The sequence below is a fragment of the Nitratireductor pacificus pht-3B genome (genome assembly GCF_000300335.1).
In the GTDB taxonomy this organism is placed as follows: Bacteria; Pseudomonadota; Alphaproteobacteria; order Rhizobiales; family Rhizobiaceae; genus Nitratireductor; species Nitratireductor pacificus.
This window is the reverse complement of sequence record NZ_AMRM01000040.1, coordinates 1-7,373: the sequence shown is the minus strand read 5'-3', so window position 1 is coordinate 7,373 and position 7,373 is coordinate 1. Positions and strand designations below refer to the sequence as shown.

7 protein-coding genes are annotated in these 7,373 nt (G+C 67.7%); 1 reads left to right on the top strand and 6 read right to left on the bottom strand.

Going from position 1 to position 7,373, the window contains the following annotated elements:
* The 6 genes from NA2_RS21070 to NA2_RS21045 all read right to left on the bottom strand — a co-directional run.
* On the bottom strand, positions 1–1,132 hold a 1,132-nt coding region (locus tag NA2_RS21070; RefSeq protein ID WP_420798723.1), incomplete at its 3' end, for an ABC transporter ATP-binding protein.
* 161 nt (positions 1,133–1,293) lie between these two features.
* On the bottom strand, positions 1,294–2,319 hold the full coding sequence (locus NA2_RS21065; protein WP_008599307.1) for a glucokinase: 1,026 nt from the start codon (positions 2,317–2,319) through the stop codon (positions 1,294–1,296).
* 201 nt (positions 2,320–2,520) lie between these two features.
* Positions 2,521–3,576, bottom strand: coding sequence for a penicillin-insensitive murein endopeptidase (mepA, locus tag NA2_RS21060; RefSeq protein ID WP_040678964.1), 1,056 nt, complete (start codon positions 3,574–3,576; stop codon positions 2,521–2,523).
* Positions 3,577–3,635: 59 nt separating this feature from the next.
* Positions 3,636–4,526, bottom strand: coding sequence for an SDR family oxidoreductase (locus NA2_RS21055; RefSeq protein ID WP_008599305.1), 891 nt, complete (start codon positions 4,524–4,526; stop codon positions 3,636–3,638).
* Complete coding sequence (gene queG, locus NA2_RS21050; protein WP_008599304.1) at positions 4,523–5,653, bottom strand: tRNA epoxyqueuosine(34) reductase QueG; 1,131 nt, start codon at positions 5,651–5,653, stop codon at positions 4,523–4,525. Before queG ends, NA2_RS21055 begins: the two co-directional genes overlap by 4 nt.
* The gene (locus tag NA2_RS21045) at positions 5,653–6,345 is read right to left on the bottom strand and encodes a glutathione S-transferase family protein (protein ID WP_008599303.1); all 693 of its coding nucleotides are present in this window, start codon (positions 6,343–6,345) and stop codon (positions 5,653–5,655) included. The genes queG and NA2_RS21045 overlap by 1 nt, the downstream gene beginning before the upstream one ends.
* Positions 6,346–6,484: 139 nt before the next feature.
* Between NA2_RS21045 and NA2_RS21040 the strand changes: the two genes are divergently transcribed.
* On the top strand, positions 6,485–7,291 hold the full coding sequence (locus tag NA2_RS21040) for an undecaprenyl-diphosphate phosphatase (RefSeq protein ID WP_008599302.1): 807 nt from the start codon (positions 6,485–6,487) through the stop codon (positions 7,289–7,291).
* Positions 7,292–7,373: the final 82 nt, after the last annotated feature.

The window sequence follows — 7,373 nt, the reverse complement described above, 5'->3', positions numbered from 1 at the left end:
GCGTCGACTTGCCGGCGCCCGACGGGCCGACGATGGCCGTCGTCTCGCCGGCCTTCGCCGTGAAGCTGACGCCGCGCAGCACGGGAAGCGCCTCGCTGTAGGAGAAGGCGACCCTGTCGAAGACGACATCGCCCTTCGCGACCGAGAGGGCGCCGGCGCCCGGCGCGTCGCCCTGCTGCGGCTCGATGTCGAGAATCTCGTAGATCATGCGCGCGTTGACCAGGGCGCGCTCCAGATTGACCTGCACGCGGGCGAGCTTTCGCACCGGATCATAGGCGAGGAGCAGTGCGGTGATGAAGGCGAAGACCGAGCCGGGCGGCTGGGCGCTGACCGACGCGCGCCATGCCGCATAGCCGATGACGCCGGCAATGGCCAGACCGGCCAGGATTTCGGTGATCGGCCCGAGACGCTCCGAAACGCGGGCGATCTTGTTCGACCGCTCCTCCGCATGAAGGATCAGGCCCGCCATCTTGTCGGAGAGCTGCTTCTCCATGGTGAAGGCCTTGATGATGGCGATGCCCTGAACGGATTCCTGCATCGCGCCGAGCAGACGCGAATTGATGTCGACGGCCTCGCGCGTGACCCGGCGCAGGCGGCGCATCAGGTAGTTGACGGCGTAGATGAGCGGCGGGCCGATGACCAGGGCGATCACCGACAGCAGCGGGTCCTGCATCACCATCACGGCGACGAGGCCGACCAGGGTGACCACATCGCGGGCGATGGAGGCCACGGTCATGTTGAGCAGGTCGCGGATGCCGCCGACATTCTGGCTGATCTGCGCCGAGAGCTGGCCGGAACGGGTGGCCGTGAAGAAATCGATGCCGAGGCGCATCAGGTGGTCGAACATGCGCTGCTGGTAGCGCGCGACGATGTTGTTGCCGATCTTGGCCAGCATGACCGACTGGCCGTATGAGGCGAAGCCGCGGATGGCGAAAGCGGCGATGATCGCGCCGCAGATCCAGCCGACAAGCTCCCAGCGCTGGCGGTAGAACACCTCGTCGATGATGTCGCGCATGATCCAGGCGCTGAACGCCGTGGTCGCGGCGATGGCCAGCATGCAGACGATCGCGATGGCGTAGTGGCCGACATACTCACGGCCGTTCTCGGCAAAGATCCGCCGGATCACGGGAATGATTGCGTCCGAATCCGCCGTGCTTCTTCCGATTCTCAAGGCTTCGTTCCTGTTCAACCGCTCTCGTCGACCGCCCGCAACAGGCTATGCCCGTTCGAGACAGCTCATGCAACGGCCAATCACGCAGGAATGACCGCGGCACAGGTTCAGGAAGCGGGAAATCAGGCCTTCCAGCGGCGGCCCTGCGTCTCGACGCCGAAGCGCGTCGGCGTGCGCGCATAGGCGGCAAGGCCCATCACGGCGGCCATGGGATGCGTGATGACATAGGCCGGGGTGGCGCGCAGCAGATCGCTGTGCGGAGCCTTGTCCTCGAAAGCGGCGCGGAACTTTCCGTTCTTCAGGGTCGGCACGATCTTCTGCGCGATGCCGCCCGTCAGGTAGACGCCGCCCCGGCTCATGAAGACCAGGGCCATGTCGCCGGCCAGCCGCCCGAGATAGGTGACGAAGAGGTCGAGCGCCTCCACCGCGACCGCGTCCTTGCCGGCCAGTCCCGCCCCCGTGACCTCGGCGGGCGTCGCGTGGACGGGGTCCCTGCCGTCGGCCGCGGCGATGGCGCGATAGAGATTGACCAGGCCCCGCCCGCACAGAATCTGCTCGGCGGAGATGCGGCCCTCGATGGTCTCGAGATGCGGGAACACCTCCAGGTCGCGCGCGGTGCGCGGGCCGAGATCCACATGGCCGCCTTCGCCGGGCACGGGAAACCAGGTGTGCTGGGCGTGCACGAGACCGGCCATGCCGAGCCCGGTGCCCGGGCCGAGGACGACGCGGCTGCCCGTCGCCTCCGAGGTGCCGGGACAGACCATTTCGAGATGCTCCTCGTCGAGCGCCACGACGGCCAGCGCCTGCGCCTCGAAATCGTTGATGACGATGATGTCGGAGAAGCCCATGCTCTCCATCATGCGGCGCGGCCGCACGACCCAGTCGCAATTGGTGAGGTCGATCTCGTCGCCATCGACCGGGCCGGCCACTGCCAGCACCACCGAGCGCGGCTGGATCGATGTCCGGTCGAGAATGGAGGACTGGATCGCCTCGTCGATGGTCGCATGGTCGGCCGTCTGCACGACCGGGAAGATCTTCGGGTCGGCGTTGGAATCGACGAGAATCGCGAAGCGGGCATTGGTGCCGCCGATATCGCCGATCAGGACCGGGAATCTGAGCGCGGTGTCGTTCTCGTTCGTGAAATGCATGGCAAAGGCCCGGATTATGGCGCTGCTCGTCCTGTCGGCGCGCCTGCGGCGTCTGGTTCTGTTCCCCGCATGGTTTCGTCGCGCGCTCGGCGGCACAAGGCAAAACCATGCCTACCGGGGCAATTAAATCGGTTGAACCATTAAGGCAAGCACGGCGACGAGAAAATCACGTCACCGGCGCCCATGCGGGGGCCGGCCGCCCTACTGCAGGTCGGGGCGGCTGCTGGGACGCGGCACACGGCTTCCGGGAATGGCGGACAGGACGCTGGCCGGGTCGAACGCCTGGTAGCCCAGAACCGGAAGATCGGGCGCAGGCGCCTGTGACGACGCCTGGGCGATCGTTCCGTCGCCACCGAGCGTTACCGCCATCTCGGAAGGCGGAGAGGGCGCATCGAGCACCACGCGGCAGGCGGCGGGCAGCGCCGCCATCGTCATGATGTCGCGCGCCTTCGGCTTGGCCGGCCCCTTGGCGGGACGCCAAGGCTCGTCGGTGAACCACCAGTCGAGCGACTTGTCGCAGCCATCGCCGCGCGGCGGCGGATCCTGCGGCCTGCACCCGGTCGAGCCGGGCGGACAACCGATCCGCACGTGAAAGTGATAATGGTGCCCCCAGAAGGGGCGCACCTTGCCCAGCCAGCCGCGGTCGCCGCGCACCGTGTCGCACAGCTTCTTCTTGATGCCGGGATGGACGAGGATGCGCTCCACCTCCGGGTAGCCGGCAGCACGGCGCAGGACCGCTTCATGCGCCGGCGTCCATTTGCGGTCGTCGACATAGAGGGAATCGCCCTTCAGCATGGACACGGCGCTGACATTCTCGCGCTCTCTGTCAGTGAAGCGGCGCGCCGGCATCGGCGTGAACCAGATGTCCGCGTCGAGGCCGAGCTGGTGCGAGGCGTGGCCGGTCAGCATCGGGCCGCCGCGCGGCTGCGAGATGTCGCCGACGAGGAGGCCGCTCCAGCCGTCCTGCGCCGCCTCGCGCGACAGGCGCTCCAGCAGCGTGATGAGCTGGGGGTGGCCCCAGCGGCGGTTGCGCGAAAGGCGCATGGCCTGCCAGTGCGGGCCGTCCCTGGCGATGGCCATGCCGCCGGCAAAACAGCCCTTCGAATAGAAGCCGAAGGCTTCGGGAGCTGCCACCGCCGGAAGTTTCTTCGCCCCGAACAGATCCTTGGCCAGCGGCTCGGCCACGGCCGCGCCGGCGAACACGGAAAGGCCGAGCATTGCCGCCACGGCACATCTCAAAAGCGTCGGGAATCGCATCGTTTCCTCGTCATCGGCCACCCATTGCCGGCGCGAATCATAGCACAGCCATGGCGGTCTCAGGAATCTTCCGCCCGCCAGCTCTCGTCCGCCCACATGGCGTCCAGCGCCGCGCGGTAGTCGGGATGGCGCATGCGATAGCCCGTCGCCTTCAGCCGTGCGTTCGCCACGCGCTTGCACTCGCCATAGAAGGACCGGCCCATGGCGCTCAGGCCCGCATCCTCGAAGGCGACCTCCAGCGGCGGCTCGACGCCCATGAGGCGCGCGGCATAGGCGACCACATCCTGGGGCGGGGCCGGAGCATCGTCGGTGACGTTGAAGATGCCGCCCTCGCGGCGGCGCGCCAGATGGGCGGCGGCGCCCGCGATGTCGTCCACATGAATGCGGTTGAACACCTGGCCCGGCTTGACGATGCGCCGGGCCTTGCCGTCCGCCAGGTTGGCGAGGGCGTTGCGTCCCGGGCCGTAGATGCCCGACAGGCGCAGGACGGCGACGGGAATCCCGGTCTGCTCCCCGAGCTCGAGCCAGGCACCCTCCGCCGCGACACGCTGCTTCGAGCGCTGGGAGACCGGCGCGCAGGCGCTCGCCTCGTCGACCCAGGCGCCGCCATGGTCGCCGTAGACGCCAACCGTCGAGAGATAGCCGATCCATTTCAGCGCCGGCATGGCCCCGGCGACCGTGGCGCGGGCCGCTGCAAGAACGGGATCCCCGGCGGCATCCGGCGCGATGCTGACCACCAGATGGGTCGTGCGCGACAGGACATCGGCGATGCCGGACGGCAGGGCCTCGCCGCCGATGAAGGCATGGGGCGTGATGCCGGCGCGTTCGAGCCGGCCGGCATTGGCGAGGCTTCGCGTCGTGCCGCCGATGCCATCCGCCTCGGCCACCAGCTCGCGCGCCAGGGCGCGGCCCGAATAGCCGGCTCCGAAGATGAAGAATTCCTTGGTCATGATCGGGCTCCCCACTCGGCCAGCACTTCGGCATCCTTTTCCCGCGGACGCAAGCGCGCATCGAGAACCGCGAAGCGCTCCGCGTCGAGCAGCCGCTCCAGCGCCCAGACCGCCGCGCCACGCACCAGCGCCGACGGGTCGCCGGCCAGGACCTCGCACGCGCCGGCGAGCGCCGGGTCGCCGGAGTTGCCGGCGGCGATCAGCGCGTTGCGGACAAAGCGGTCGCGGCCGATGCGCTTGATCGGCGAGCCGGAGAAGAAGGCGCGGAACGCCGCATCGTCCAGCGTCAGAAGATCGGCGAGCGGCGGCGCGTTCAGATCCTCGCGCGCCCTGAGCTTCGTCTCGGCGGCTTCGCGGGCGAACTTGTTCCACGGACAGACCGCCAGGCAATCGTCGCAGCCATAGATGCGGTTGCCCATCGCGGCGCGAAATTCGCGCGGGATCGGCCCCTTGTGCTCGATGGTGAGATAGGAGATGCAGCGGCGCGCGTCGAGCTGGTAGGGGGCCGGAAAGGCGTCTGTCGGGCAGATGTCGAGGCAGGCGCGGCAGGAACCGCAATGGTCGCGCTCGGGTGCGTCCGGCGCCAGCTCCGCCGTGGTGAAGATCGACCCCAGGAACAGCCAGGAGCCGAATTCGCGGCTGACGAGATTGGTGTGCTTGCCCTGCCAGCCGAGGCCCGCCTCGCGCGCCAGGGGCTTTTCCATCACGGGGGCGGTGTCGACGAAAACCTTGACCTCCGCCCCGGCCCGGGCGGCGAGCTTGCCGGCCACCTGCTTGAGCCGGCCCTTGACCACATCATGATAGTCGCGGTTGCGCGCGTAGACGGAGATCGCCGCGCGGCTCCTGTGCTCCAGAATGGCAAGCGGGTTGTCCTCGGGGCCGTAGTTCATGGCGAGCATGATCACCGAGCGCGCCTCGGGCCACAGATCGCGCGGATGGGCACGGCGTTCCGCCGTCTCCTCCATCCATTGCATGGTGCCGTGGCGGCCTTCGTTCAGGAAATGACGCAGCTCGGCGGCGCGCGAAGGCGCGCGCTCCGCCGATGCGATGGCCACCGCATCGAAGCCCGCGGCGCGCGCCTCCTTATCGACAAAGGCGCGAAGCCGGTCGGCCTGCGCCGGGCGCATCAGAAATCGAGATCCGCGTAGTGCGAGACCGGCGACAGGCCGCGCACGCGGTCGGTGAGGAGGGAGCGGAAGGACGGCCGCGATTTCATACGGCTGTACCAGTCGCGCGCGGCGGGATAGTCGCGCCATTCGACCTCGCCCAGATAGTCGAGCACCGAGAGCGCGCCGGCTGCGGCGAGGTCTGCATAGGAGAGTTTCTTGCCGGCCAGCCAGTCGCGCGTACCGGCCAGCCAGTTGGTGTATTTCAGATGCTGGCGCACATTGGCCCGGGCCGCGCGAATGGTCGCGGAATCGGGCGAACCGCCCCCCTCGGCGCTGGACATGTGCGGCTTCAGCGCGCGCTCGCGCACCAGATGGCGCGTCACGTCCGCTTCCGTCTTGGTGAGATACCAGTCGACAAGCCGGCGAATCTCGGCGCGCTGGACCGAATCCTCCGCCATCAGCCGCTTTTCCCGCTTCAGCGCGCCGCGCGTCTCGTCGAGATACTCGGCGATGACCGTGGCGCCGACGATGGGATGATCGCCCTCGGCCAGAAGCACGGGAATGGTGCCAGCCGGATTGAGGGACAGGAACTCCTGACGCCGGGCCCAGGGGCGTTCCTCGATGAGGGCGAGTTCCTCGCCATACTCGCCGAAGGAGAGCCGCACGAAACGGCAGGAGGCATAGAGCGGGTGGTGGAATAACGTCAGCATGCGTTGACTTCTAATGGAAGGCTCTGGCCATTTCATGGCCGCGGCGGTAATCCTCTGATTACCTGATTCTGGGCGTTCTTCCTTCAGCTATAGGGGGAGACCGGCTGACTGACAAGCAAGCCATGATTGAGGAGCGGACGTGACGGACCAGACCATCATCGGTGCGCTTCTGCTTGGCATTCTCGAGGGGTTGACGGAGTTCATCCCCGTCTCCTCGACCGGCCACATCCTTCTCGCCGGGCATTTCCTCGGCTTCGAATCCACCGGCAAGGCCTTCGAGGTGCTGATCCAGCTCGGAGCCATCCTGGCGATCCTCAGCGTCTACGCCGCGCGGCTCTGGAAGATCCTGACCGACCTGCCGCGCGACCCCGGCACGCGGCGCTTCGTGCTCGGCGTGCTGATCGCCTTCCTGCCCGCAGCGGTGGTTGGCGTATTGGCCTACAAGATCATCAAGACGGTTCTGTTCGAAACGCCGATGCTGATCTGCATCATGCTGATTCTCGGCGGCATCGTTCTGCTCTGGGTCGACCGCTGGGCGCAGAAGCCGCGCTACACCGACATCACCAAATTCCCGCTCGCCATGTATTTCAAGATCGGCCTGATCCAGTGCCTGTCGATGATCCCCGGCACATCGCGCTCCGGCGCGACCATCGTCGGCGGGCTGCTGCTCGGGGCCGACAAGCGCTCGGCGGCCGAGTTCTCGTTCTTCCTGGCCATGCCGACCATGACCGGCGCCTTCGCCTACGACCTCTACAAGAACCACGCGCTTCTCTCGGCGGCCGACCTGCAGATCATCGCCGTCGGCTTCATCGCTGCCTTTGTGGCGGCGCTGCTCGTCGTGCGCTGGCTGCTCGGCTACGTCTCGCAACACGGCTATGCGCTGTTCGGCTGGTGGCGGCTGATCGTCGGCGGGCTGGGGCTGATCGCCCTGCTCGCGTGGGGGTAGGGCCTCCGGAACGAGGCGCGGAGTCTGGTTCTCAGGTTGTTCCGGCTCGATCATGGCAGCAGCGTCGTGCGTGGTTCGACAA